Origin of the sequence: Streptomyces sp. NBC_01537 (genome assembly GCF_045040445.1) — a bacterium.
GTDB lineage: Bacteria > Actinomycetota > Actinomycetes > Streptomycetales > Streptomycetaceae > Actinacidiphila.
In genome coordinates this window covers 4646580-4670155 of the sequence record NZ_CP109392.1, presented here as the reverse complement: position 1 = coordinate 4670155, position 23576 = coordinate 4646580, and the positions used below count along the sequence as shown (strand labels likewise).

22 protein-coding genes and 1 pseudogene are annotated in these 23576 nt (G+C 70.1%); 15 read left to right on the top strand and 8 right to left on the bottom strand.

What is annotated here, in order from left to right:
- Positions 1-3 precede the first annotated feature (3 nt).
- Positions 4-1026 (top strand): methionine synthase II (cobalamin-independent)-like protein, encoded by a 1023-nt coding sequence (locus OG607_RS21455; RefSeq protein WP_405725702.1) that lies wholly within the window; start codon positions 4-6, stop codon positions 1024-1026.
- Between the two features lie 12 nt (positions 1027-1038).
- On the opposite strand, the gene OG607_RS21450 is transcribed toward OG607_RS21455, so the two are convergent.
- A complete protein-coding gene (locus tag OG607_RS21450) occupies positions 1039-2136 on the bottom strand; it encodes an aromatic ring-hydroxylating dioxygenase subunit alpha (protein WP_405725699.1) in 1098 nt (365 codons plus the stop codon).
- Positions 2137-2272: 136 nt separating this feature from the next.
- On the opposite strand from OG607_RS21450, the gene OG607_RS21445 reads away from it, so the two are divergent.
- Both OG607_RS21445 and OG607_RS21440 read left to right on the top strand, forming a co-directional pair.
- Positions 2273-2974 (top strand): TetR/AcrR family transcriptional regulator, encoded by a 702-nt coding sequence (locus tag OG607_RS21445; protein ID WP_405725696.1) that lies wholly within the window; start codon positions 2273-2275, stop codon positions 2972-2974.
- Positions 2975-2976: 2 nt separating this feature from the next.
- Entirely contained in the window at positions 2977-3738 is a 762-nt protein-coding gene (locus OG607_RS21440; protein WP_405725693.1) for an SDR family NAD(P)-dependent oxidoreductase, read from the top strand.
- Positions 3739-3921: 183 nt separating this feature from the next.
- On the opposite strand, the gene OG607_RS21435 is transcribed toward OG607_RS21440, so the two are convergent.
- Complete coding sequence (locus OG607_RS21435) at positions 3922-4092, bottom strand: putative quinol monooxygenase (protein WP_405725690.1); 171 nt, start codon at positions 4090-4092, stop codon at positions 3922-3924.
- A gap of 302 nt (positions 4093-4394) precedes the next feature.
- On the opposite strand from OG607_RS21435, the gene OG607_RS21430 reads away from it, so the two are divergent.
- From OG607_RS21430 to OG607_RS21400, 7 genes are all read left to right on the top strand, one after another.
- Positions 4395-5843 carry an aldehyde dehydrogenase family protein gene (locus OG607_RS21430; protein ID WP_405725687.1) on the top strand — a complete coding sequence of 483 codons (1449 nt, stop codon included), beginning with the start codon at positions 4395-4397 and terminating at the stop codon, positions 5841-5843.
- Positions 5836-7050, top strand: coding sequence for an L-2-hydroxyglutarate oxidase (gene lhgO, locus OG607_RS21425; protein WP_405725684.1), 1215 nt, complete (start codon positions 5836-5838; stop codon positions 7048-7050). Before OG607_RS21430 ends, lhgO begins: the two co-directional genes overlap by 8 nt.
- A gap of 120 nt (positions 7051-7170) precedes the next feature.
- Complete coding sequence (locus tag OG607_RS21420; protein WP_405725681.1) at positions 7171-8031, top strand: amidohydrolase family protein; 861 nt, start codon at positions 7171-7173, stop codon at positions 8029-8031.
- 13 nt (positions 8032-8044) lie between these two features.
- The gene (locus OG607_RS21415) at positions 8045-9763 is read left to right on the top strand and encodes a thiamine pyrophosphate-dependent enzyme (protein WP_405725678.1); all 1719 of its coding nucleotides are present in this window, start codon (positions 8045-8047) and stop codon (positions 9761-9763) included.
- A gap of 20 nt (positions 9764-9783) precedes the next feature.
- Positions 9784-10836: an Ldh family oxidoreductase gene (locus tag OG607_RS21410; RefSeq protein ID WP_405725675.1), complete on the top strand. Its 1053-nt coding sequence runs from the start codon at positions 9784-9786 to the stop codon at positions 10834-10836.
- Between the two features lie 118 nt (positions 10837-10954).
- Positions 10955-11359, top strand: coding sequence for a type II toxin-antitoxin system PemK/MazF family toxin (locus OG607_RS21405; protein WP_405725672.1), 405 nt, complete (start codon positions 10955-10957; stop codon positions 11357-11359).
- A gap of 185 nt (positions 11360-11544) precedes the next feature.
- Positions 11545-12297, top strand: coding sequence for a class I SAM-dependent DNA methyltransferase (locus OG607_RS21400; RefSeq protein WP_405725669.1), 753 nt, complete (start codon positions 11545-11547; stop codon positions 12295-12297).
- A 156-nt stretch (positions 12298-12453) separates the two neighbouring features.
- On the opposite strand, the gene OG607_RS21395 is transcribed toward OG607_RS21400, so the two are convergent.
- On the bottom strand, positions 12454-12924 hold the full coding sequence (locus OG607_RS21395; RefSeq protein ID WP_405725666.1) for an NUDIX domain-containing protein: 471 nt from the start codon (positions 12922-12924) through the stop codon (positions 12454-12456).
- 2 nt (positions 12925-12926) lie between these two features.
- Positions 12927-13673 (bottom strand): XRE family transcriptional regulator, encoded by a 747-nt coding sequence (locus OG607_RS21390; RefSeq protein WP_405725663.1) that lies wholly within the window; start codon positions 13671-13673, stop codon positions 12927-12929.
- A gap of 338 nt (positions 13674-14011) precedes the next feature.
- Here OG607_RS21390 and OG607_RS21385 point away from each other — a divergent pair, with 338 nt between their 5' ends.
- The 4 genes and pseudogenes from OG607_RS21385 to OG607_RS21370 all read left to right on the top strand — a co-directional run bounded on the left by OG607_RS21385 (position 14012) and on the right by OG607_RS21370 (position 16548).
- Complete coding sequence (locus tag OG607_RS21385) at positions 14012-14356, top strand: DUF6415 family natural product biosynthesis protein (protein ID WP_405725660.1); 345 nt, start codon at positions 14012-14014, stop codon at positions 14354-14356.
- Between the two features lie 23 nt (positions 14357-14379).
- A pseudogene (locus tag OG607_RS21380) lies at positions 14380-14562 on the top strand (adenylyl cyclase); the annotation flags it as partial.
- Positions 14563-14703: 141 nt separating this feature from the next.
- A complete protein-coding gene (locus OG607_RS21375) occupies positions 14704-15186 on the top strand; it encodes a hypothetical protein (RefSeq protein ID WP_405725657.1) in 483 nt (160 codons plus the stop codon).
- Positions 15187-15543: 357 nt separating this feature from the next.
- Positions 15544-16548 (top strand): hypothetical protein, encoded by a 1005-nt coding sequence (locus OG607_RS21370; protein ID WP_405725654.1) that lies wholly within the window; start codon positions 15544-15546, stop codon positions 16546-16548.
- 92 nt (positions 16549-16640) lie between these two features.
- Here the strand turns inward: OG607_RS21370 and OG607_RS21365 are convergent, their stop codons facing one another.
- The 4 genes from OG607_RS21365 to OG607_RS21350 form a co-directional block, all read right to left on the bottom strand.
- Positions 16641-19058 (bottom strand): carbohydrate binding domain-containing protein, encoded by a 2418-nt coding sequence (locus OG607_RS21365; protein ID WP_405725652.1) that lies wholly within the window; start codon positions 19056-19058, stop codon positions 16641-16643.
- Between the two features lie 283 nt (positions 19059-19341).
- Entirely contained in the window at positions 19342-20487 is a 1146-nt protein-coding gene (gene dgoD / locus OG607_RS21360) for a galactonate dehydratase (protein ID WP_405725649.1), read from the bottom strand.
- Between the two features lie 46 nt (positions 20488-20533).
- Positions 20534-21283, bottom strand: coding sequence for an SDR family NAD(P)-dependent oxidoreductase (locus OG607_RS21355; RefSeq protein WP_405725646.1), 750 nt, complete (start codon positions 21281-21283; stop codon positions 20534-20536).
- Positions 21280-22323 carry a LacI family DNA-binding transcriptional regulator gene (locus OG607_RS21350; protein WP_405725643.1) on the bottom strand — a complete coding sequence of 348 codons (1044 nt, stop codon included), beginning with the start codon at positions 22321-22323 and terminating at the stop codon, positions 21280-21282. The genes OG607_RS21355 and OG607_RS21350 overlap by 4 nt, the downstream gene beginning before the upstream one ends.
- Positions 22324-22864: 541 nt before the next feature.
- Between OG607_RS21350 and OG607_RS21345 the strand changes: the two genes are divergently transcribed.
- Complete coding sequence (locus OG607_RS21345) at positions 22865-23455, top strand: carbohydrate kinase family protein (RefSeq protein ID WP_405736944.1); 591 nt, start codon at positions 22865-22867, stop codon at positions 23453-23455.
- Positions 23456-23576 lie beyond the last annotated feature (121 nt).

Genomic DNA, 23576 nt, shown 5'->3' with positions numbered 1-23576 from the left:
ACCATGGCGGATACGTTCAACTACCGCATCGACCACCACGGCAGCCTGGTCCGCCCCGCCGCCTTCCTCGCCGCCGAGGCCTCGCCCGAGGCGCAGTTCGAGGCGGTGAAGGAGGCGGTGGCCTTCCAGCGCAAGCTGCGCTCCACGGTCGTCACCGACGGGGACTTCCCCCGCGAGGACTTCCGCAGCGCCGTCTTCGACGCCGTCTCCGGCTTCCGCCGTACGGAGGAGGCAGGGGCGGACGGCCTGACCCGGTGGGTGGCCGAGTCCCTGCCCAAAGCCAACGGCCCGCTGCTCGCCGACTGGGCCGGCCGCCTCACCGAGCTGACGGTCATCGCGCCCAAGGCCTCCCTGCCGTCCCCGGCCTACCTCGCCGCCACCTGCTTCGACCCCGGGTCGGCAGCCTCCGGCGGCCCCGCCTCGGCCCGTGAACTCGGCGAGGCCCTGGCGGAGATCATCCACGCGGAGATCGAGCTGCTGGTCTCCCGGGGCGTCCGCCTCATCCAGCTCAACAACCCGCTCCTGCTCGCCCACACCGCCGCCGAGCCCCCGGCCCCCGGCGCGCTCTCCTTCGAGGACGCGCTCGCCGTGGAGGCCCTGGCCGTACGCCTGGACGAGCGCCCCGAGGGCGTCCGCATCGGCCTCTGCCCCGGCTGGACGGCCCCCGCCGAGGTGAAGCGCGCCCGGGCCGAGCGGCTGTACGGCCAGGTCCCCGTCGACCGGTGGATCCTGCCCTACCTCAAGGGCACCGCCGCCGAGCTCGACCTCCTCAGGGCCCTCCCCGAGGACCGGGACGCCTGCCTGGGCGTCGTGGACCCGGCCGCGTCCGGGGTGGACGACATCGACACGGTCATGGCCCGGATCGACGCCGCCGCCGAACTCAAGGACATCGAGGACATGGCCCTCTCGCCGTCCCGCGGCTTCGCCGACTCGGCGGCACACCCCCTGTCGACCGCCGAGGCACAGCGCCTCAAGCTGATCCACGTCGAGACCCTGGCCCGCTACTGCTGGGGCAACGAGTTCTGACGTCGGCGAAGGTCATTCGCGCCCTGAGTAGGCGGTCACGTACTGGCCTGCTGTCCGGTGCAGATGCCGCAGCAGGATCTCCTGGTCGTTGAGGGGGAAGTAGGAGACCGCCCGTGACTCGAGCATGGTCTGGGTGGCTTCGAGCGTGTTGCAGTCCTGCAGCGCGAACTCCTTGAAGGTGACCGCGGCCAGCTCCTGCCGTATCCGGTCACCGGCGCTCCGGGCCGGAACGAAGTACAGAGTGCCCTCGAAGATGTGCCGGTTGTAGGCGGTCGGCCAGTAGTGGTACGTGAGGTACCAGCCGGGCGCCCACACCACCATCATGAAGTTGGGGAAGAAGACGAACGAGTCGATCCCCCAGGCCTTGTGGCGGGACGGGTTCAGTCCTGGCGGCAGCGGGTCGAGCCCGGGGATGTCGGGGCGGTCCCACGGCCCGAAGTTACCGCTGCGCAGTACGCGCTCGATCGGCTTGACCATGCTCAGGTCCTTGGGCGGCGCCATCCCGCCCCAGGACGACACCATCCCGTGCGGGCCGTCGAGTTGATAGTGGAGGGCCTCGAATCCGTAGCTCGAGAGCTTGCGTGACTCGTCGCCCACGTACTGCTTCGCGTGCAGAACGGGCGCGTGGTAGAACTCCGCGAAGGCGTCCATGTACAGCTTCCAGTTGCTGCCGACCTCGGCCCGATACCGGTAGACCTCCGTCATGCGGTCGAACGGATAGCCCTCCAGGCCGGCGGCGAGCCCGCCGAGGTACTCGCCCAGCGGTTCGGCGGCGTCGTCGAAGTTGACGAAGACGAAGCCCTCCCAGATTTCGCAGCGGATCGGTACGGGTCCGGACGGGCTCCCGTGGAACGCCCGGATCCCGCCGTCGGCGTCGCGAAGGACCTTCACCGACGTGCCGACCGCGGCGATCTCCTTGGTGAATTGACTGCCCACCGTCGGCGCCTGCTCCACGCGGCCGACGTTCAACCAGGTCCGTTCGAAGATCGCCTTGCGCTCGAGTTCGTAGTGCTCGGGCGAGATGGAGTCCTCGTAGGACATCGGGCCGGTGCCGAGCTCGGGGTAGTGCTCGGTCCAGCTGCCCTCGGCAGGCTTCGGAAAATGAGGCATCGTCAAATCCCTTCTGCATCTGCTCCGATGCTCCACGACAGGTGTGCGTCAAAACCATACGATGCCGTATGGTTACGGTCAATCGGTCTGACCTGCAGTCTTGACCGGAACCAGACGCACCCGTACATTTTTTGGAATGGAGTCCAAGCCGAGCAGCGAGCGTTCCCGAGCCGGGCGGCCCACGTCGGAGGAGGCTGCTCAGCTGACCGAGAGGCTCCGGCGGGCCGCGGTCGACACCTTCCTGCAGTACGGATATGACGGCACCACCATGGAGGCGGTGGCGCAGGCCGCCGGCATCACCAAGAGCACCCTGTACGCCCGTTACGCCGACAAGCGGACCTTGTTCGTGGCGGTGAGCGCGTGGGCGCTGACCCGTCAGGAACGGGACGGACGGGTGCTGGAGCCATTGCCCGACGACCTCGCCGGCAGCCTGACCGTGATCGCACGGTCGATCCTGGCGCGGTCCGTCGACCCCGACATCGTGCGGCTGAGCCGGATGGCGATCGCGGAGTCGGAACGCTTCCCCGAGTTCGCGGCGAGCTCCCAGGCCGTCACCTGGTCGCCGCGTATCCAGGTGATCATGGATCTGCTGGACCGTCACGAGCGTGCGGGCACGGTGGCCGTCGGGGACCTCGAGATCGCGGCTGAGCAGTTCTTCGCCATGGTCGGCGCGATGCCGGCGTGGCTGGCGGCCTACGGCATCTACCGGACGCCCGAGGTCGAGGAGCAGCACATCCAGCACGCCGTCCGGCTGTTCCTGAACGGCGTGCTGGTCCGAGAGGGCGCGGACCACCCGGGCCCGCTCCCGGCCGAGGACCGAACGTCGAGGGAAGGGTGAAGATGGCCGGGAAACTGGTTGGCAGAGTCGCCATCGTCACGGGCGGAGCGTCGGGAATCGGGCGGGCATGCGCGCAGCGCCTGGCCCGTGAGGGTGCCGACGTGGCCGTACTGGACCTCGACGCGGCCGCGGGCGAACGGGTGGCCGGGGAGATCGGGGCTGAGGGCGGCTCGGCGCTCGCTGTCGGCGTCGACGTCGCGGACCGTCAGAGCATCGACCGGGCGGTCAAGGAGGTCCACGAGCAGTTCGGGCCCGTCACCGTACTGGTGAACTCGGCCGGCAAGGAGGGCGCCAAACGCTTCCTCGACATCACCGAAGAGGCATGGAACTCCCTCCTGACGGTGAACCTGACCGGCACCTTCCACTGCTGCCAGGCAGTGGTGCCGGACATGGTCGAGGCGGGCTGGGGGCGGATCGTCAACATCTCCTCGTCCAGCGCGCACAGCGGCCAGCCGTTCATGACGCACTACGTCGCCTCCAAGGCGGGCGTCATCGGCTTCACCAAGGCCCTTGCGCTCGAGCTCGGCCCGTCCGGAATCACCGTCAACACGATCCCGCCCGGATTCGTCGACACGCCGATGCTGCGCCGCAACGAGAAGCTGGGCCGTTTCGTCCAGAGCATGGACCACCACATCGCACAGACCCCGGTGCGCCGAACCGGCCTCCCCGAAGACATCGCCGCCGCCTGCGCCTTCCTCACCTCGGAGGAGGCCGGATACATCACCGGCCAGGTGTTCGGTGTCAACGGCGGGCGGAACACCTGAACCACAGGCCGACAGCCCCTAGGGCCTGTCCGGTCGATCTTGCCCGGGTCCGCGACGCCTGGCGCGGCACCTCGCGGCGTTGCCGAAACGCCCTCAGGAAACCACCCTGACGGCGCTCCGGCGCCTTGCGATGCACCACACCAGACGCCGCGGCCTGTCCGACCAAGATCGACCGGACAGACCCTAGAGGACGTCGGCGAAGGTGACCGTCCGGTCAGTGAGCAACGGCCGCACGGTCTTCACGATCAGCTCGTCGAAGTAGTCGGCCGCCGTGTGCGCCTCGAAGGCCGCGCGGTCCGTGTACTGCTCGTACAGAACGATCACGCCGGCTTCGCCGGCCTCCGCATGCACCACATAGGCCGAGGTTCCCCGGCTCGGAGAGCGTGTGCTCGCGCATCTTCAGTGTCGCGGCGCGCACGGTGGCCTCGTCGGCGGGCTCACAGCGGTATCGGGCGATCACGGCGAACGCCATGGAACGGCCTCCAGTTCGGCTACGGGTCGGGCTCTGCCGATTCCAGCACGAATCGCGCAGGCCCGGCCGTGCGTGGCGCGCAAACAATGTTCGCCGCCGAAGGGCTGGTGGGCGCGCCGCTCTTCCTGTGTTGTCGGTCCGACCACACACTCCACCTCATCGGAAGTGATGCTCAATGCGAACGATGGAAACCCTCTCAGGCGGACAGTGGGTGGCGTCCGGCGAGTGGCTGGACGTCCACGACCCGTCCGACGTCCGAACCCCCGTCGCTCGCGTGCCGGCGCTGAGCGCCGACGACGTCACCCGTGCCTACGACCACGCCGCGAAGGGCTTCGCCGTCTGGAAGCGCACCAGCCCCTTCGAGCGGGCCAGGATCCTGAACGGGGCCGCCCGCCTGCTGCGCGAGCGCGCCGAGGACATCGCGGCCGACCTGGTCGCCGAGATGGGCAAGACCCGCGCCGAGGCGACGGGCGAGGTGGGGAAGGCCGCCGACTTCCTGGAGTACTACGCCGGGATCGCCCGCGAGGGCTACGGCACGCTGCTGCACGACGTACGCCCCGACACCCGCACCAGCTTTCAGCGCGAGCCGATCGGCGTCGTCCTGGCGATCACCCCGTGGAACGACCCGCTGCTCACCCCGGCCCGCAAGCTGGCGCCCTGCCTCGCGGCCGGCAACGCGGCCGTCCTCAAGCCCGCGACCGAGACCCCGATCGTGGCCCTGCACTTCGCCCGCGCCCTGCACGACGCGGGGCTGCCCGCCGGGGTGCTGAACGTGGTCACCGGCCGCGGCTCGGTGATCGGCGACGCGCTCATCGCGGACCCGAGGATCGCCGCCGTCACCTTCACCGGCAGCAACGAGGTCGGGGAGGGGCTGCGGGCCTCGCTCGCCGCGAGCAATGTGCGCTTCCAGGGCGAGCTGGGCGGCAAGAACGCCACCGCGGTCCTGGCCGACGCGGACCTGCCGGCCGCCGCCAAGGCCGTCGCCGCCGCGTCGTTCGGGCAGGCCGGGCAGCGCTGCACCGCCACCAGCCGGGTGATCGTCGAGGCCGCCGTCCTCGATCGCTTCACCGAACTGCTGCTCGCCGAGGTCGCCGCGCTGCGCACCGGCCCCGGCGCCGCCCCCGGCACCACGATGGGCCCGCTGGTCAGCCCCCGGCAGCGGGACGGCGTACTCGCCGACATCGACCTCGCCGTCAAGCAGGGCGCGGCCGTCCTCACCGGCGGCGACCGTCCCGAGGACGAGGCCCGCCGGCACGGCTGCTACGTCAACCCCACCGTCCTGGCGGACGTGACTCCCGAGATGAACGTGTGGCGGGACGAGGTCTTCGGCCCGGTCATAGCGCTGCGCACGGTCGGCTCCTTCGAGGAGGCCGTGGAGGCCGTCAACGACTCGGCGTACGGCCTGGCCGCCGCCGTGTTCACCCAGAACCTGACCTCCGCGTACCGCTTCGTCGAGGAGGTGGAGTGCGGCCAGGTCGCGGTGAACACCACCACGTCCGGCTGGGACGTCCACCACCCCTTCGGCGGCTTCCGGGACTCCGGCTCGGCCTTCAAGGAGCAGGGCACCGAGGCCCTGCGCTTCTACACCCGCGTCAAGACGGTCGCCTTCCACTTCGGCCACCCTCATGGCTGACGAGACGATCGGCATCGTCGGCGCCGGCATCGTCGGCCTCGCCACCGCCCGCGAGATCGCCCTGCGACACCCCGGGACGCGGGTCGTGGTCCTGGACAAGGAACAGGACGTGGCCGTCCACCAGACCGGCCACAACTCGGGCGTCGTGCACGCGGGCATCTACTACCCGCCCGGCAGCCTCAAGGCGCGGCTGTGCACCCGCGGCATGGGACTGCTGCGCGAGTACTGCGCCGACCGGGAGCTGCCGTACGACGAGTGCGGCAAGCTCGTCGTCGCGGTGACCGACGAGGAACTGCCGCGCATGGAGGCCCTGTACGCCAAGGCCCTGGAGAACCAGGTCCCAGGACTGCGCAGGATCTCCGCCGGGGAGATCGGCGAGATCGAGCCGCACGCCGCCGGAAAGGCGGCCCTGCACTCCCCGCGCACCGCGATCACCGACTACACCTGGATCGCGCGGGAGTTCGCGAAGGACATCGCCGGCAGCGGCGGAGAGGTACGCCTCGGCTTCGAGGTCACCCGCGTCACCCGGGTCCCGAACGGCATCGAAGTGACATCCGCGTCGGGTCCGGACACCGTACGCGTGGACCGTCTGATCCTGTGCGCGGGGCTCCAGTCGGACGCCGTCGCCAGGCTCGCCGAGGACAGGGCCGAGCCGCGGATCATCCCCTTCCGCGGCGAGTACATGACGGTCCTCCCCGCGAAGACCCACATGGTGCGCGGCCTCATCTACCCCGTGCCCGACCCGCGCTACCCCTTCCTCGGCGTGCACTTCACCCGCCGCGTCAGCGGGGACGTGGAGGTGGGGCCCAATGCCGTACTGGCGTACGCCCGCGAGGGCTACCGCCGCACCAGGGTCTCCGCCCGGGACCTGGCCGGGATCGTGGCCTGGCCCGGCACGTGGCACATGGCCCGGCAGCACTGGCGGACCGGCCTGAAGGAGATGCGGGGCTCCCTGTCCAAGTCCGCGTACATGAAGGCCGCGCGGCTGTACGTGCCGGAGATCGGCGCCGCCGACGTGATGCGGGCCGGCGCGGGCGTACGGGCCCAGGCCCTGGACCGGGACGGCACGCTCGTCGACGACTTCCGTATCCATCAGGTGGGCCGGGTGACCGCCGTCCGCAACGCTCCCTCCCCTGCCGCGACGTCCTCCATGGCCATCGCGGAGCACCTCGTGGACGCCGTGTTCGGCGAGCCGACCGGTCCCTGAACACCCCCGCCAACAGGGCCTTTTCGCGCAACAAGTGCTTGCGCGTACGGGTCTCGGCAGACGCTCCCATCCCGCATAACGTCTGAATCCGCAGGAAATCCGAAAGAAAGAGGCACCGACATGTTCGTTGTCGACACCCAGATCCACATCTGGAAGGAAGAGACCCCGGACCGCCCGTGGGTCCCGGGCGCGCGGGAGCGCATCCGCCTCAACGGCCACCGCGAGGAGGCCTTCTCGTACGAGGAGGCCCTGGAGCTGATGGACGAGGCCGGCATCAACCGGGCGCTGATCCTGCCTCCCTCCTGGGAGGGCAACCGCATCGACTACGCGCTTGAGGCCTGCGAGGCCTTCCCGGACCGCTTCGGCATCATGGCCCGCGTCCCGCAGGACAACGAGGCCGAGGGCACCGCGATGCTGCGGGACTTCGCGCAGAACCCGTACATCAAGGGCACCCGGCTCACCTTCCACCGGCCGCAGGACCGCAACTGGATGATCGACGGCACCAACGACTGGTACTGGCCGATCGCCGAGGAGCTGCGCATCCCGACGATGGTCCACGCGCCGATCTGGAAGCGCGAGCTCGGCGAGATCGCCGGCAAGCACCCCGAGCTGAAGATCATCATCGACCACATGGGCATCATGGCCCGCTGCGTGGACGACGCGATCGGTTACTGGGTCCAGGAGACCGCCGACCTGCACAAACACCCCAACATCTACGTCAAGGTCTCCGCCCTGCCGGGCTACTCGACCGAGCCGTTCCCGAACAAGAACATCGAGAAGTACGTGCGGGAAATGGTCGACAGGATGGGGCCGCAGCGCTGCTTCTACGGCACCGACATCACCCGCCTGCTCGGCCACGGCATCACCTACACCGACACGGTCGAGCAGTTCACCAAGCACTGGGACTTCACGCCCGAGGAGCTTGAATGGATCATGGGCCGCGGTATCTCCGAGGTCCTGAACTGGCCGATCGAGGGCTGAGGAAGCACCGGAGATGACGGACACGGACACCAGGAACAGCACGTCAGGCGCCGACGGCGGTGATGCCGTCGTATCCGCCTTCAACGCCGTCGGCGCCGACTACATCTTCTGCTCATCGGGCTCCGAATGGGCCCCGGTGTGGGAGTCACTGGCCCGGCGCCACCGCGACGGCGAGCCCGCGCCGAAGTACCTGGACCTCACCCACGAGACGGTGGCAGTCGGCATGGCCACCGGCTACGGCCTGGTCACCCGCCGCCCCCAGGGCGTACTGCTGCACGCGGCCCCCGGCCTGCTGCAGGGCTCGATGGCGGTGCACGGCGCGCTGCTCGCCGGTGTCCCGATGGTGGTCGCCTCCTCGGAGTCCACCACGTACGGCGACGGCCCCGGCCAGGACCCGGGCGGCCAGTGGTACCGCAACCTGTCGATCGTGGGCGGCCCGCACGGCATCGCCCAGCCCTTCACCAAGTGGTCGAACGAGGTGGGGAGCGTCCACACCCTGCCCACGATGATCACCCGGGCGGCCGAGCTGGCCTGGCGGGCCCCGGCGGGCCCGGCGTACCTCAACATCCCGCTGGAGATCCTGCTGGAGGAGTGGGACGGCCGCGAGGCCAAGCCCATCGTGCCGCCGGGCTCCACGCACAGCTCGCCCGAAGAGGCCGACACCGTCGCCCGGATGATCCGCGAGGCGGCGAACCCCGTGATCGTCACGGAGACCTCCGGCCGCGAGGCAGGCGGCTTCGAGGCCCTGATCGCCTTCGCCGAGGCGTGGAACATCCCCGTCGTCGAGCCCGACTCCGCGGTGTGCGGCAACTTCCCGCGCACCCACCCGCTGCACGCGGGCAGCGACATCGGGCCCTGGATGGACGAGGCGGACCTGATCCTCCTGGTCAACTGCCGCGCCCCCTTCTACCCGCCGAGCCGGCGCCCCTCCAAGGCGCGGATCGTCGTCATCGACGAGGTGCCGCAGCGCCCGCACGTCGTCTACCAGGTGCTGTTCGCCGACCGCTACCTGGAGGGCAATGTCGCCAACACGCTGCGCCAGCTCACCAAGCGGGCCAAGGATCTCGACGAGGCCGCCGTGGCCGTACGCCGCACGGCACAGCAGGAGCGGCACACCGCCGAGCGGACCGCCATCGGCCGCGCCGAGGCGAAGGCCCAGGAGGCCGAGGGCATCGACCCGGTCCTCGTCGCCGCGACCCTGCGCAGGCTGCTCGACGGTCACGACGCGATCGTCGTCGACGAGACCATCACCCACAGCCGGGTCGTCAAGCGCCATGTGGAGACCTCCCGCCCCGACTCGTACTTCTACGTCCAGGGCGGGCTCGGCCAGGGCATCGCGGTCGCACTCGGCGTCAAGCTCGCCGCCGGGCAGCGGCCGGTCGTCCTCACCATCGGCGACGGGGCGTTCGCGTACAACCCGGTGATCCAGTCGTACGACGCGGCAAGCGCCTACGATCTGCCGCTGCTGATCGTGATCTTCAACAACCGCGTCTACAAGTCCATGAACCTCAACCACCGCAGGTTCTACCCCGAGGGCGCGGCCGCCGAGACCGGCGAATGGCTCGGCACCGACCTGCACCGGCTGCCCCGGCTGGCGGCCTTCGCCGAGCCGTTCGGGATGCACACCGAGACGGTCGACGCCCCCGACGCCCTCGCCCCCGCCTTGGAACGCGCGCTCAAAGCCGTGGCCGACGGCACCACCGCCGTCGTCGACGTCCTCGTCACCCGCTGACCCAGGAGGCCCCCGCCACCATGACCGACACCAAGGTACTCATCCCCGCCGACGACCTGCGCACCTTCGCCGCCGCCCTCCTGGAGAAGGGCGGCCTCAGCCCCGAGCACGCCGGCACCACCGCCGACGTCTTCGTCTGGGCCGCCCTGCGCGGCGTCGACTCCCATGGCATCGCCCGCGTCCCCGCCTACCTGGAGCTGCTGGCCAAGGGCGTGGCCAACGCCAGCCCGGAGATCACGGTCGAGTCCAGCACCCCGGCCGCCGCCGTCCTCGACGCCGACCGCGCGCCCGGCCCGGTGGCCCTCACCGCGGCCGCCCAGGAGGCGGTGACCCGGGCCAGGACGACCGGCATCGCCGCCGTCGGCGTGCGCCGCACCGTGCACACCGGTGCCATCGGCTACTACGTGTCGAAGATCGCCGAACAGGGCCTGGTCGGCATCGGCTTCGTCTCCGGCATGCCCAACATGGGCTACACCGGCGTCAAGGGCCCCGCCGTCGCCACCAGCCCCCTCGCCATCGCCGTCCCCGCCGACAGCCACGCCCCGCTCCTCCTCGACATGGCCACCGCCACCATCGCCCTGGGCAAGATCCGCCAGGCCAAGGCCACCGGCACCCCCCTCCCCGAAGGCGCCGCCGCCACCGCCGACGGCACCCCCACCACCGACCCCGACCAGGCGGTCATGCCCCTTCCCCTCGGCGGTGCCAAAGGCTCCGGCATGTCCCTGGCCTTCGAACTCCTCACCAGCGTCCTCGTCGGCGCCCCCATCTTCTCCGCCTTCCACTCCGACGACCCCCAAGGCCGCAAACACCGCCAGAACGCCCTCCTCATCGCCCTCGACCCCGCCGCCTTCGGCGACCCCCACGCCTTCACCGCCGCCGTCGACGCCACCCTCGCCACCCTCAAGCAGCTCCCGCCGGCCAACGGCGCCCCGGGCGTGTTCTACCCCGGCGAGCGCAGCGCCGAGGTGGCCGTCGCCCGCACCGACAAGGGGGTGCCGGTGGCGCCCAAGGTCTGGCGCGAACTGACCGAGGCCGCCGCCAAGTTCGGCATCACCCCGCCCGGGGCCGCCTGACCGTCTCGTCGGCCAGGAGGCGAACGCCTCCTGCCGGCGGGCAGGGTCTACGCTGTGACCTGCGGCCACCGCGTGAGGTCGCGCAGCGTCCGCCTGCCGTCCTGTGTCAGGAGGACATGTGCAACGTGGCGAAGTCTGGTGGGTCGAGTTCGACGAGCGGCGGCCGGTCGTACTGCTGTCGGAAGGCGACGCGTCCGGGATCCGGGTGATGCAGGTCGTGGCTCCGGCGGGCGTCGACATCAGCGGTCTGGGCGTCGAAGTGGCAGTAGGCGCCATGGAAGGACTGCCCTTTGAAGGCGTGCTGCGGTTCGCCTTCCCGCGTCCGGGCTTTACCCCTTGCACGTGGCTGACCACCGTGTCCCAGGACGATCTGATCGAGCGGGCGGGTGCCCTGCCCTACGCGAAACTCAGCGAGATCGAGGATGCCCTCCGACTCGCCGGACAGGCGAAGGAGCGGACCCCGGCGACGACCGCGAGGCTCAGCGAGATAAGGGATGCCCTCCGTCTCGGTGGACTCGAGTAGTCGGCTAGGCCCTGTCCGGGCCTAGGCGGAGAAGGAACGGACACCCCCGCCGGCGTGGTCGATCTCGTCCAGGACTGATGATCCGGGGCTGTGGGGTGGCTCGGCCGAAGCCGTGGGCGGTGCACGCTGCGCCGAGGAGAAAACGCGTCGACAGCGCCCCTCGGCACCCGGCAAAGTGGCCGCCCGTGACGAGCAGTGAGCTGTGGACCCGTGCGACCGCCGACCGCTACGACGCCGAGGAGGCTGAGACGTCCTCGGCCGCCGCTCTCGGACCGACTCTCGCCTTCCTTGCCGAGCTGGCCGGAGACGGCCGGGCACTGGAGTTCGCCATCGGGACCGGACGAGTGGGGGTCCCGCTTCGGGAACGCGGCGTGCCGGTAGTGGGCATCGAACTGTCCGAGCACATGGCAGCGGTGCTGCGGCGCAAGATCGACGAGAACACGCTCCCGGTGGTCATCGGGGACATGGCCACGACCGTCGTTCCCGGCGAGTTCGCCCTGGTCTATCTCGTCTACAACACCATCACGAACCTGCTCACGCAGGACGAGCAGGTCGAATGCTTCCGTAACGCCGCACGTCATCTGGTGCCCGGGGGCCGATTCGTCATCGAGCTGGGCGTGCCGCCGCTGCGGTTCCTGCCCCCCGGCCAGGTCGCGGTGCCGTTCGACGTCTCTGAGCAGCATCTCGGCTTCGACACCTTCGACCTGGTCGAGCAGATTCTCGTCTCGCACCACTTCACCCGTGACGGCGACGACGGCCGCTACCGCCGCGGCAACTCCCGGCACCGGTACGCCTGGCCGGCAGAGCTCGACCTGATGGCACGGATCGCTGGGCTTGAGATGGAACGTCGCGTCGCGGACTGGGACGGGGCGCCGTTCACCCAGGACTCCGCGAAGCACATCTCCGTGTGGCGCAAGCCGACGCCGTGCCTGTCTTGACACTCCTATCGGGAGTTCAAGCGTCGCCAGCAGATCAGTGCGCATCCGAGGGTGAGGAAGGCTTCGTAGATGTCGTCGCGTATCTCCCAGCGGATCCGCAGGCGGCAAATCGGGTGTCGCGCTGGGTGAGGGTCAAGTGCGTTGGGCCTGGCGTTATCAGCCGAGATAGGGCTGCTCTCGGCGCTCTAGAAAGTGCCGGAGACGAAGTCGTTGCGTATGGTGCATGGGCAACTTTTCCAGCCTGTCCTGGTCCACGAACTGGAGCTCCGTGGACTCGTCGGAGATGGCGAGTCGGCCGCCGATGATGCGGGCTGTGAAGCAGACGTTGAATTGTCGGCGGACCTCGCCGTCTGCGTAGGCAATGACGTGCTTCGGGTCGGTGTACGTGCCGACCAGGCCCGTGATCTCCACATCCAAGCCGGTCTCTTCCTTGACCTCGCGGACGGCCGTGCCGGGTAGCGAGTCGGTGAGGTCCATACCCCCGCCTGGGAGTGCCCACAGGTCGTTGTCCCGTCGGCGCTGGAGCAGGATGCGCCCATTCCCGTCGGTGACGACGGCCGAGGCAGCGACGACCAAGCTGTTCGGCTTGGGCGCTTTCGGATCGTCGTAATACTCGGTCCGCGCCACGTTCACCCTTCCTGCTGTACCGGCTTCGCCGTCGCCCACACCGCGTTGAAGCTCTCGGCATAGGTGTCGAACATGCCGCCGTCGCCGCTTCGGCGGAGATGCCACACAGGGGCACCGTACGCGTTCACGCCCCAGATATGGGCGTTGACCAGCAGCTGGTCATCCGCGCGGTACAGGGAGTTGTAGAGCGTGGTCTCGTGGGTCCGCACTTCGATGCCGGGCGTCCCGATCAGGGGGCTGTAGTGCATGAGGGCCAGTCGGCAACGTGACTCGATGCCGTGGCCGAAGCGCTCCTCTTGCCCGCGGGCCTGGACGATCTCGCTGTCGGCGTCGCCCAACGCGATCCGGATGGTGCAGCCTTCGGCCGCTCGCTCCCGCAGCAGATCGTTCAGACGCGGGTAGGCCTCGTGCAGGAAGACCGCGGCGTACACGAGCACATCGATCCGCTCTTGGGCCTGGGCCAGGAGGTCCGCGAACGCGGACACCGGGATGTCTGCGCGCTGGTCGTAGAGCGCGACGAGTTCGGGGCTTACGGCGCGGGCGGCGCGTGGCTGCCTGAGCGCCGGCCATAGAGCGTGCACGTCTTCTCCCAGCGTTTCCGCCGCCAGCAGGGCTGTCGCGCGGCGTGGTGTGCGGCCGAGATTGACCCAGCGCTCGATGGACTTGGGGTCGACCTCAGTCTTCGCCGCCAGAGATGCGTAAGTCCACCCTCCGGCTGCCATGACGGCGCGTAGCCTCTCGTTTGGCATCGCAGTCTCCCCCTGCTTGTCGGGACGGCACTAGGGACGTTCTACCCCCTACGGGACGTCCCGAAGTGCGAAATGGGGGAGGTTCCTACGTCCTGGCCACTCGCATGACCATCGCCGTATGAGCGACGAAGAAGCCCTTGAGCTGGGCACGCTGGCGCTGGACACTAAGACGGACCGTGTGGGCCGGGTGATGGCGAGCAGGGCGACCGGTTGTACCTCCGGGCGGTGACGGGCGGCCTGGAATGGGAAGCCGAGCCCGACGACGTTCGTCCGGCCGATGCCACCGACGAGCTGCGTGCCCGCGTCGCCGAGGTCAACGCGTACAGCGGGTGGGGTCGGTGACGGGCGTGCTGCGCGCGGGCTACGACCTGATGCGGGTGAAGGAAGCGATCCGGTGCGCGAAGCTCGCCGAGCCGACGGGGCATGAGCAAAGAGCCCTACTCCTGGCGCTGCGCGGCCATGTCCGGGCGCTTCTGCCGTACGTGGAAGTGCGACGCGGTGAGCTGGACCCGCGAGGCCACCTGTGGTTCGAACTGGGGAACATCGTCGCCAGCGCGCGAACGCTCGCCGACTCGACCCCTCTCCCGGGCAGGGAAGCCGCCTACGTGCTCCTCCTGGCCGGCAGCGCCGAGCAGCTTCTCGCTCACGTGGAAGACGACTCGCTTGTGGAGATGCCCCGGTGAGCGTGAGGTCCGTAATCGTGCACCGGACCATGTTCACCCGGCTGAACTTCGAGAACGACGCTGTTCAGGGCGGGCAGTGGCTACGCCTACGGGACGAGGGCGGTAAGACCACACTCACGCTGAAGCAGGTCACCGACGCCACTCACATCAACGGGACCACCGAAATCGAGGTCGAGGTGGACGACTTGGAGGCCACGGCGGAGGTGGCCGTCGCCCGTACGGCCAAGGGGATCCCGGTGGCCCCCAAGGTCTGGCGCGAACTGACCGAGAGCGCCCAGAAGTTCGGCATCACGCCGCCCGGGGCCGCCTGACCGTCCCTCGTCGGCCAGGATCCGCAGCGTGGAACGATGGCCACCATGGCTGGTCAGGTTTCGGTGTCACTCATATCGCTGGGCGGCGTCGCGCTTGGTGGCGTGCTGTCCTTCCTCGTTCAGTTCGCAACGCAGCGGTCGGCCGAGCGGGCGGAACTGCGGCAGCAGCAGACCGAGTTGTCGGAGGCCCGGCGCGCGGAGCGGTTCGCGCTGCTGGAGCGGTTCGTCGAGGTGGCGGCCGAGGCGGAGCGCGCCGCCTTCAGCAGGCCGCCGCACGGCTGGGACGACACCAGCGCCTGGAACCTCGCGACCCAGGACGTCATGAACAGGCTGTGGGTCGCGGAGCGACTGATCCGCATCCAGTTCCCCCTGCCTGTGCATGACGCGGCACGCAAGTACTTCCTCGACCTCAACCAGACGGTGTGGGACGGCCTGCCCGATGGCGAGAGCGTGCGTGACTACCTGGAGGACAACAGACTGGCCTTTCTCGACGCGGCCCGGGCGGTCATGGGTGAGTGATGCCCTACGGCACCTTCACCAGCGTGCAGTCGTCGCCGACCCAGACCGGGGCTCGCTGCGCGGAGCGGAGCTGGGCTGGGCTGGTAATAGCCCTTTGCGCCGTCGAGCAGCTTGCGGACGATGTCCGCGTGCCCCGCGGTGTTCGGCGCCCATCGACGCCGTCGACGGCGCGGGCGAGGACTACCGGGTCGGCCCACCCGGTGGCCACCAAGGTCTGGCGCGAACTGACCGAGAGGGCCGCGAAGTTCGGTATCACGCTGCCCGGGGGCCGGTTCCTGGGCGTACGTGGCTGTTGCCGAGACCAAGCTGTTGACAGCACCGTGGAGAGCCAACGGTTTTCTCGGAGAGGTTGGGTGCGTGGACGTCATCGACTGGCTGCTGGACAGTGATCCGGCGATCCGCTGGCAGGTGATGCGTGACCTGACCGACGCGCCCGAGGAGGAGGTCGCGGCCGAGCGGACCCGCGTCGCGGGCGAGGGCTGGGGTGGGCGGTTGCTGGCTCTCCAGCAACCGCATGGCCAGTGGCCTGCCGGCACTCCTACGTTTCCCTCCGGGGCTGCGGAGAGGTGGTGGCATTCGTTCGGACCCGAGCGGCGGGGCACGCTTTTTCCTGCGTGGACCTCCACTACCTGGAGTCTTGTGCTGCTGCGGGCGTTCGGCGTCGAACCGGACAGTAGTGAGGCGGCACGCGTCGCCGTCGGTCTGGTGCGCGAGAACGTCCGGTGGGAGCACGACGGTGAGCCGTATTTCGCCGGGGAGGTCGAGCCGTGCATCAACGGCCGGACCGTGGCGCTGGGAGCCTACTTCGGCGTGGATGTCGCAGCGGTCGTCGAGCGGCTTCTCGGCGAGCAGATGGCCGACGGCGGGTGGAACTGCGAGCAGGAGAACGGGTCGACCCGGGGGTCGTTCCACACCACGATCGAGGTGCTGGAAGGGCTGCTGGAATACGAGCAGGCGGCAGGAAGCGTCCCTGAAGTGGCCGAAGCCCGGCTTCGGGGGCAGGAGTACCTCCTGGAGCGGCGGATGTTCCGGCGGCTGTCGACCGGCCAGGCGATCGACCGGGATCGCAAGACCAGTGGTCCGGCGGCCTGGACGCAGTTCTCCTACCCGGCCTTCTGGCACTACGACGTGCTGCGCGGTCTCGACTACCTGCGCGCGGCCGGCGTCACCCCCGACGACCGGGTGGCCGAGGCGATCGAACTGGTCCGGTCCAAGCGCGACGCGGCCGGCCGCTGGCCGCTGGAGAATCCCCACCCCGGGGAGCTGCACTTCGCGATCGACGACGGCGAAGGGAAGCCGAGCCGCTGGAACACCCTGCGGGCCATGCGCGTGCTCGGGTGGTACGAGCAGGCACTGGTGTAGACGAAGCCTCGATGACGGACGGTCAGCTCGCGAAGACGCGGGGTGGAGGAGCCGCCGCTCCTCCACCCCGCGCGTGGCCGGTGAGCGATGCCCTACGGCAGCTTCACCAGCGTGTAGTCGTCGCAGTACCCGGCCGCGGAGCCGGAGTTCTTGTAGCAGTAGACGGCGGCCGAGGTGGTGGAGTTGCCCGTCGTGAAGAAGATGGGCTGCTGGGCGTAGGACGTGGTCGAGGCCCGCAGGTACGTCTCCGTACCGCCGAAGCTCTTTACGCCGACGGCGACTTCCTCACCGGCGGTGGCGACCTTGGCCCAGGCGGCCAGGAGGTAGGTGCCGCTGGAGGTGAGGCCGCTGACGGTCTGGATGCCACCGCTGGCGCTGACTCCGGTCTGGAGGGAGTACGTGCCGGTGCGGGCGTTCGAGGCGACGACGCTGGAGGCCGTGCCGGCGCTCTGGACCCAGGGGGTGAGGGCGGCGGTTTCGAAGCCGGGGTTGGTGACGGCGTTGGTGGCGGAGGTCAGGGGCTCGACGGCGAGGTCGTCGCAGTAGCCCGCGCCGGTGCCGCTGGCGTTCTTCCAGCAGTAGACGGTGGCCGTGGTGCTGGAGGAGCCGGTGGTGAACAGGACGGCGGCCTGGGAGTAGGCGGTGGTGGCGATGTTGGTGTACGTCTCCGTGCCGCCGAAGCTCTTGACGCCGATGGCGAGGGTCTCACCGGCGGTGGCGACCTTGGCCCAGCCGGTCAGCAGGTAGGTGGTGGAGGGGCTGAGGCCGGTCAGGGCCTGGTTGGCGCCGCTGCCGCTGGCGGCGGTGGTCAGGGCGTAGCTGCCGGTGCGGGCGTTGGCGGCGGGCACGGACGACGCGCTGCCGCTGGCCTGGGTCCAGGGGGACAGGGCGCCGGTCTCGAAGCCGGCGTTGGTGAGGAGGTTGCCGCCGGTGCTGTTGTCGGCGCCGATGTTGGGTGCGGCGGTGGCGGAGACGGCGGTGCCGAAGGCGTCGAAGCCGCCGTTGGAGCTGATCACGGCCCCGGCCCGGATGACGGGCGAGGACGGGTGCACCTTGTAGGCGTTCTTGCCGGTGTAGGCGGAGGAGGTGTTGAGGTTGCCCGCGTTGCGGAACTCGGGGTCGGCGGTCACCTTCGCGGCGTCGGTGGGCTCGCGGGAGGGGTGGTTGCCGTAGAAGAGGTTGTTGGAGTAGGTGGAGGTGCCGGTGGTGGTGAAGTAGTTGCCGGAGCCGTAGTTGAAGACCGCGTTGTTCTTGAAGGACAGGGCGCCGCTGATGGAGGTTCCGGCGCGGGAGTACAGGATGGGGGTGCTCAGGCCGTCCCGGACGGAGAAGGTGTTGTTGTAGAACAGCGGGACCGCGCTGGAGCTGCCGCTCTGGTTCGGTACGCCGCCGACGAAGTGCAGGACACCGCCGCCGTGGGTCTGGGTGCCGGAGGTCGGGCAGCCGGAGTTGCTGCCGTCGTTCTCGCTGATGTTGTAGCGCACCACCGTGCCGTCGCTGGGCACCGTCGAGGTGGGCTCGTTGGCGATGGTGAAGGGCGGCATGACCAGCAGGAAGCCGCCGAGGTTCTGGTGGCTGTAGTTGTACTGGAACGTGGTGTTGTGGTTGCCCCAGTCGACGTCGAAGCCGGTGCCGTCGGCGCCGTTGATGTGGCAGTAGACCTCGTTGTTCTGGACCACGGTGTTGCTGCTGCCGGACATCCAGATGCCGGCGGAGGCACCGTTGCAGTAGTTGCCCGACGGCGGGCAGGTGGCCTTGGCGCCGCCGTAGCCGGCCTTGTTGCCGTCGATGAGGGCGCCGTCGTTCTTGACGACCAGGACGTCGTCCGCGCCGTCGTAGGTCATCGTGTTGTTGCGGATGACGGTGTTGGTGGTCAGGCCGGTGCCCTGGCCGTCGGCGTCGGGGGTCACGGCCACCGCGATGCGGTCGACGTGGTCGAAGGTGTTGTTCTCGACCACCACGTCGTCCCAGGTGGAGACCGGGGTGGTGTGGTCGGTCTGGACGCCGACGCCCGCGTTGGTGGAGTACCAGCCGCCGCCGTAGCCGAGGATGTCGTGGATGTACATGTCGTGCACCCGGATGTGGTGCAGGATGCCGCCGGAGCTGTTTTCGGCCAGGACGCCGGAGCGGTACGCGGGGGAGGAGGCGGTGTCGATGAGCTCCAGGCCGCCGATGTCCCAGTACTGCTGGTTGAGCAGCTTGATGACGGCCCCGGTCGCGCCGGCCGCGTTGATGATCGGCTTGTTGCCGGTGCCGTAGGAGCTGATGGAGATGTTGCTGCCCGAGGCTCCCGAGCCGCCCGGGGAGAGCTGGCCGGTGCAGGTGGTGCCGGCCTTGAACAGGATGCTGTCGCCCGCGCCGAAGGTGGTGGCGTTGACGCTGCTGACGGCGTTCCAGGGGCTGGCACTGGTGCCGGTGCCGTTGGAGGCGGCGGAGCAGTCCACGTAGTAACTGGTGTTGGCCGCCGACGCGGTGGTGGCGGTGACGGGGACGAGGAGTGCGCCCGCCATGGCGGCGAGCAGAGCGAGGACCCGTGACGTTCGAGGTATGGCAAGAACTGATCTGTTGGGAGAGCTGAGTCTGCGACGCTTCATTGCGCGCTCCTTGGATGGGTGGATGTGTCCCTTGCCGCGACGTGCGGCGAGATTCCCCTCTTCGCCAGGCGCGGTACCGGTTGCAGCCGGTGCGCCTGGAGCGTGTGGTTGCCGCCCCGGCGTTGTTTCAGCAGCGCCGGGGCAGCGCGAATGCGCTGACCGCGTGGGGTTCAGCGAGGTCCGGGCAGAGCCCGGTTGTCTACCAGCTGGCCAGCGAGCCGTCCGTGTTGCGCCAGACCGGGTTACGCCACCGGTGCCCGCGCGCGGCGGCCTCACGGACGACCGCCTCGTCGATGGTGACGCCGAGGCCGGGGGCGGTCAGGCGGTCGATGTAGCCGTCGCGGACCTCGAAGGGCGAGGAGTCCAGCAGGTAGCCGAGGAGGCCGCTGCTGTCGCCGTAGCCGATGCCCAGCGACTGCTCCTGGATGAGGAAGTTGGGGACGGCGAAGTCGAGCTGGAGGCTGGCGGCCAGCGCGATCGGGCCGAGCGGGCAGTGCGGGGCGACCAGGACGTCGTAGGTCTCGGCGAGGGCGGCGATGCGGCGGGTCTCGGAGATGCCGCCCGCGTGGCTGATGTCGGGCTGGGCGACGGCGATGCCGTCGGCGAGGACGTCGCGGAAGTCCCAGCGGGAGAAGAGCCGTTCGCCGGTGGCGATGGGGATCGAGGTGGAGCGGACCACCGAGCCGAGGTCGCGGGTGAACTCCGGCAGTACCGGCTCCTCGACGAACATCGGCAGCAGCGGCTCCAGGTACGGCAGTACGCGCCGGGACATGGCCCCGCTGAATCGCCCGTGGAAGTCCAGCGCCAGGTCCCGGTCCGGGCCGATGGCCTCGCGGACGGCGGTCACCCGGTCCACGATGGCGGCGATGGCGGCCGGGGTGGCGAGCGGCTCCAGCTGGGCGCAGGGGTTCATCTTGACGGCGGTCAGCCCCTTGGCGACCTGCCCGGCGGCCGATTCGGCCAGCTCCTCGGGGGTCTCGCCGTACAGCCAGCCGTAGATCCGGACCCGGTCGCGGACGTGTCCGCCGAGGAGCTGGTGCACCGGTACGCCGTGGGTCTTGCCGGCGATGTCCCACAGGGCCTGGTCGATGCCGGCCAGGGCGCTGCTGAGCACCGGACCGCCCCGGTAGAAGCCGCCCTTGGCGAGCATCTGCCAGTGCTCCTCGATCCGGGCGGGGTCCTGGCCCGTCAGGTAGTCGAACATCTCCTCGACGGCCTTGGCGACGGTGTGCGCCTTGCCCTCGACGATGGGCTCGCCCCAGCCGGATATGCCTTCGTCGGTGTCCACGCGGAGGAAGAGCCAGCGGGGTTCGACGAAGAAGAGTTCGTATCCGGTGATTTTCACGGCGGATCTCCTGGTGTCGCTGCGGGTGCTGTGGTGGTGCTGTTCGTTATTCGTGCGAGCTGATGCTGCGGCCGCCGTCCACGGTCAGGTTCTGGCCGGTGATGAAGGAGGCGTCGTCGGAGGCGAGGAAGGCCACGGCGGAGGCGATGTCCTCGGGTTCGCCGAGCCTGCCGACGGGCGTACGGGAGACGGTCTGGGCGCGGTATTCCAGTGAGGCACCGGCCCAGTGGGCGGTGACCACGGCTCCGGGCAGGACGGCGTTGAAGCGGATCTGCCCGGCGTACTCGACGGCGAGCTGGCGGACCAGCGCCCCGATGCCGCCCTTGGCGGCGGCGTACGCGGGGAAGCCGCTGAAGCCGATCGTGGCGTGGACGGAGGAGGTGATCACGACGGCGCCGCCGCAGGCCCTGAGCCGGGGGACGGCGGCGCGGACGCCGAAGAACACCGAGTCGAGGGCGAGGCGGAGCTGGCTGTGCCAGGAGTCGTCGTCGAGTTCGTGGATGGCGCCGGGGAAGTTGTGGCCGGCGTTGAGGTGCAGTACGTCGATGCGGCCGGTCCAGGCCTCGGCGTCGGCGACGGCCTCGGCCCAGTGGGCGGGATCGGTGGCGTCGAGCTCGCGGTGGCGGGCGTGGCCGCCCTTGGCGCCGATCTCCTCGGCGACCCGGCGGGCGCCGTCCGGGTCCACGTCGGTGACCAGGACGGCGGCGCCCTCCGAGGCGAGGCGGTGGGCGGTTGCCCGGCCGATGCCGGAGGCGGCGGCGGAGAGCAGGGCGGTACGCCCTTCGAACCGGTTCACGACGATCCTCCCGGGCTCGCCGTGGAGTCGCGCAGCACCAGACGCGGCTCGGTCGGCACGACGACATCGGCCTGCGGCTGTCCGTTGATGGCGGCCACCAGGGCATCCACGGCGGCGGTGCCCAGCTCGTACAGGGGCATGGCGACCGTGGTGAGCGGGGGAGAGAGGTACGCCGCCACCGGCAGGTCGTCGTTCCCGACCAGGGAGATGTCCTCGGGGATCCGCAGGCCCAGGGAGCGGACCGCGCGCATCGCGCCGATCGCCTGGGCGAGGGAGCTGGCGTACAGCGCGGTGACCCGGGGTTTCGAGGCGCCGGGGTCCAGCAGCTCCAGGGCGGCGGCCTGGCCGCCCTCCTCGGTGAAGTCTCCGTGGGCGACGGGGGTCGCCGACATGCCCAGCTCGGCGGCGTGCCGCAGGAAGGCCTGCTCACGTACCTGGCTGGGGACGATGCCGTACGGGCCGGCGATGTGGCCGACGGCCCGGTGGCCGAGCCCGTGCAGATGGTCCAGGGCGGTGACGCTGGCCCGGGCGACGTCCATGGTGACGTTGCGCCCGGAGCCCTCGACCGCCCGGTTGAGGAAGACGTGCGGGACGGAGCTGCGGCGCAGGCCCTCGACCAGCGGGTGGCCGGGTCGGGCGGAGGCGATCAGTAGCCCGTCGACGCGGCCTTCGCGGGCCAGGTCGTTGAAGGCCTCGTCGGCCTCCTGCCCGTCGAAGTCCTCCGCCAGCAGTGACAGATAGCCCAGCTCACGGGCCCGGCGGTAGGCGCCGCGGGCGATGGTGACATACGTGGGGTTGGCCAGGGCCGGGACCAGGAGGGCGAGGGCGTGGGTGCTGGCGCCGGCCAGCGCGCGGGCCCCGGAGTGCGGCCGGTAGCCGAGGGCCTCGGCGACCTGGTGGACCCGCTGCCGGGTCTCGGGGCGGACGGAAAGATCCGTCCGGCCGTTGAGGACTTTGGAGACGGTGGCCTTGGAGACTCCCGCCTCCCGGGCGACGTCCACCAGCCTGGCTCGCACCGGTGGCTCGGACAACTCGGACACCTCAACGCCTCCGCTCTCCGCCGCGGCTTCCTTGCCGCTGTCGCTCTCCCGAGGGTCCCACGTTCCGTTGACCCGTTCGCGGGATCCCTTGACACCCTCTGGCGCCGCAACCTAACGTTCGCCGCAGCTTGAAGTCAACCGGTTTCCTTCAGCGGGCTTACCGCTGTATACCTACGCAGACCGGTTGGAATCCCCAACGAAGCCGACAGTCGACGAGGGTCGACGATTGGGTGAGGTGTGCAATCAAGCGCTCCCGCAGACTGCTGGCAGCCGCCAGCACGGTGGCTGCCCTGGCTGCGTCCCTGGCCGCGTGCGGCGGGTCCTCGGACTCCGCCTCCGCAGACGGCACGGTGACCATCCACGTGCAGGGCTGGTAGGGCGGCGGCAGTGAGCCCGCGAACGTCGCAGCGATCAACAAGGCGTTCGGGAAGGCCTACCCGAAGATCAAGGTCGACTTCGAGTACATCACCGCGAACGACACCTACCTGCAGAAACTGCAGCCGCAGCTGCTCGCGGGCAAGGCCGGCTCAGCCCGCAGGACATCCCTGAGGACGTCATCGCCGGGGCCGCCGTCCTGCACGTCACCGGCATCACCCCGGCCCTCGGCGACGGCCCCGCCGAAGCGGTCCGCCGGGCGGTGGACATCGCCGCCGACGCCGGAGTGACGGTCTCCCTGGACATCAACTTCCGCTCCCTGCTGTGGAGCGAGGAGGAGGCCACCGGCGCCCTTCTGCCGCTGCTCGCCCGCAGCGACCTGGTCTTCGCCGGGCCGCACGAGGCCCGCCTCGTCACCGGCGGGCAGGACGCCCTGGGCCTGGCCAAGGGCATCTGCGCCCTCGGCCCCCGCGACGCCGTCATCAAGCTCGGCGCGGAAGGGGCGCTCGCCCTCCTGGACGGCGAGGAGTACCGGCAGCCCGCTGTGCCGGTCCGCGTGGAGGACTCGGTCGGCGCGGGCGATGCCTTCGTCGCGGGGTACCTGGCGGAACTCATCGCGGGCGAGCCGCCGGAGCGCCGCCTGAAGACCGCCGCCCTGCTCGGCGCCTTCGCCGTCAGCACGACCGGCGACTGGGAGGGCCTCCCCCGGCGGGCCGAGCTGGCGCTGCTGGACCACCACGACGACGTGGTCCGCTGATGCGGTGGCCGCGAGCGTTTGCCGGGTTGCGCAGCCGCCGGCTGCGCTTCGTCCTCAAACGCCGGACGGGCTGAATTTGCGCCCGTCCGGGCGAGGTCCGGTGCGGAACCTGCGGGCCGTG

Bases quoted from the DNA above. Each gene is read 5' to 3' on its own strand.
- OG607_RS21445 (WP_405725696.1), top strand. From the start codon at position 2,273: ATGGAGTCCAAGCCGAGCAGCGAGCGTTCCCGAGCCGGGCGGCCCACG.
- OG607_RS21450 (WP_405725699.1), bottom strand. From the start codon at position 2,136: ATGCCTCATTTTCCGAAGCCTGCCGAGGGCAGCTGGACCGAGCACTAC.
- OG607_RS21440 (WP_405725693.1), top strand. From the start codon at position 2,977: ATGGCCGGGAAACTGGTTGGCAGAGTCGCCATCGTCACGGGCGGAGCG.
- OG607_RS21365 (WP_405725652.1), bottom strand. From the start codon at position 19,058: ATGGCGGGCGCACTCCTCGTCCCCGTCACCGCCACCACCGCGTCGGCG.
- OG607_RS21390 (WP_405725663.1), bottom strand. From the start codon at position 13,673: ATGCCAAACGAGAGGCTACGCGCCGTCATGGCAGCCGGAGGGTGGACT.
- OG607_RS21375 (WP_405725657.1), top strand. From the start codon at position 14,704: ATGGCCACCATGGCTGGTCAGGTTTCGGTGTCACTCATATCGCTGGGC.
- OG607_RS21410 (WP_405725675.1), top strand. From the start codon at position 9,784: ATGACCGACACCAAGGTACTCATCCCCGCCGACGACCTGCGCACCTTC.
- OG607_RS21430 (WP_405725687.1), top strand. From the start codon at position 4,395: ATGGAAACCCTCTCAGGCGGACAGTGGGTGGCGTCCGGCGAGTGGCTG.
- OG607_RS21415 (WP_405725678.1), top strand. From the start codon at position 8,045: ATGACGGACACGGACACCAGGAACAGCACGTCAGGCGCCGACGGCGGT.
- OG607_RS21455 (WP_405725702.1), top strand. From the start codon at position 4: ATGGCGGATACGTTCAACTACCGCATCGACCACCACGGCAGCCTGGTC.
- OG607_RS21420 (WP_405725681.1), top strand. From the start codon at position 7,171: ATGTTCGTTGTCGACACCCAGATCCACATCTGGAAGGAAGAGACCCCG.
- lhgO (WP_405725684.1), top strand. From the start codon at position 5,836: ATGGCTGACGAGACGATCGGCATCGTCGGCGCCGGCATCGTCGGCCTC.